At 68.6% G+C, this 970-nt stretch carries 1 protein-coding gene; it reads right to left on the bottom strand.

From position 1 onward, the window contains the following. A partial coding sequence (locus CSR00_RS29870; protein ID WP_099025950.1) for an acyl-CoA dehydrogenase family protein occupies nucleotides 1-970 on the bottom strand: 970 nt, incomplete at both ends.

The following is a 970-nucleotide window of genomic DNA, read 5'->3' as shown; positions in this document are numbered from 1 at the left end:
GCCAGGGCGCCCTTGTCCCGGCCGATCTCGGTGCGCGCGATGGTGCGCAGATGCACCTCGTCGGGCCCGTCGAAGATCCGCATCGCCCGCTGCCAGCCGTACATCCGCGCCAGCGGGGTGTCGTCGCAGACCCCGGCCGCACCGTGGGTCTGAATGGCCCGGTCGATGACGTTGCACGCCATCTGCGGTGCCACCGCCTTGATCTGCGACACCAGCCCGTGAGCGGCCCGGTTGCCGTGCTGGTCGATGGTCCAGGCGGCCTTCTCACACAACAACCGAGCCTGATCGATCTCGTTGCGCGACAACGCGATCGCATGCTGCACCATGCCCTGCTCGGCCAGCGGCTTACCGAAGGCGATCCGGTTGCTCACCCGGTCGGTCATCAACGCCAGCGCCCGTTCGGCCACGCCGATGGCCCGCATACAGTGATGGATGCGCCCGGGACCCAGCCGGGCCTGCGCGATCGCGAAGCCCGCCCCCTCCTCACCGAGCAGATTCGACACCGGCACCCGCACGTCGTCGTAGACGATCTCGGCGTGGCCGTGCTGGTCCTGCCAGCCGAACACACCGGTGGAACGCTTGATGTGCACACCCGGGGTGTCGGCGGGAACCAGGACCATCGACTGCTGCTGATGGCTGGCGGCCTCGGGATTGGTGCGGCCCATCACGATCAGGATCGTGCAACGCGGGTCGTTGGCACCCGAGGTCCACCACTTATGCCCGTTGATCACGTAGTGATCACCGTCGCGCACGATCCGGGTCTGGATGTTGCGGGCGTCGCTGGAGGCCACCGCGGGCTCGGTCATCGAGAACGCGCTGCGGATCTCACCGGCCAGCAGGGGCTGCAGCCACCGCGCCCGCTGTTCCTCGGTGGCGAACAGGTGCAGCGTCTCCATGTTGCCGGTGTCGGGGGCCGCGCAGTTGATCGCCTCCGGGGCGATCTCGGTGCTCCACCCCGAGATCTCGGCCA

The organism is Mycolicibacterium palauense (genome assembly GCF_002592005.1).
Classification (GTDB): domain Bacteria; phylum Actinomycetota; class Actinomycetes; order Mycobacteriales; family Mycobacteriaceae; genus Mycobacterium; species Mycobacterium palauense.
The sequence above is the reverse complement of the archived record's forward strand: the minus strand, read 5'-3'. Positions and strand labels throughout refer to the sequence as shown.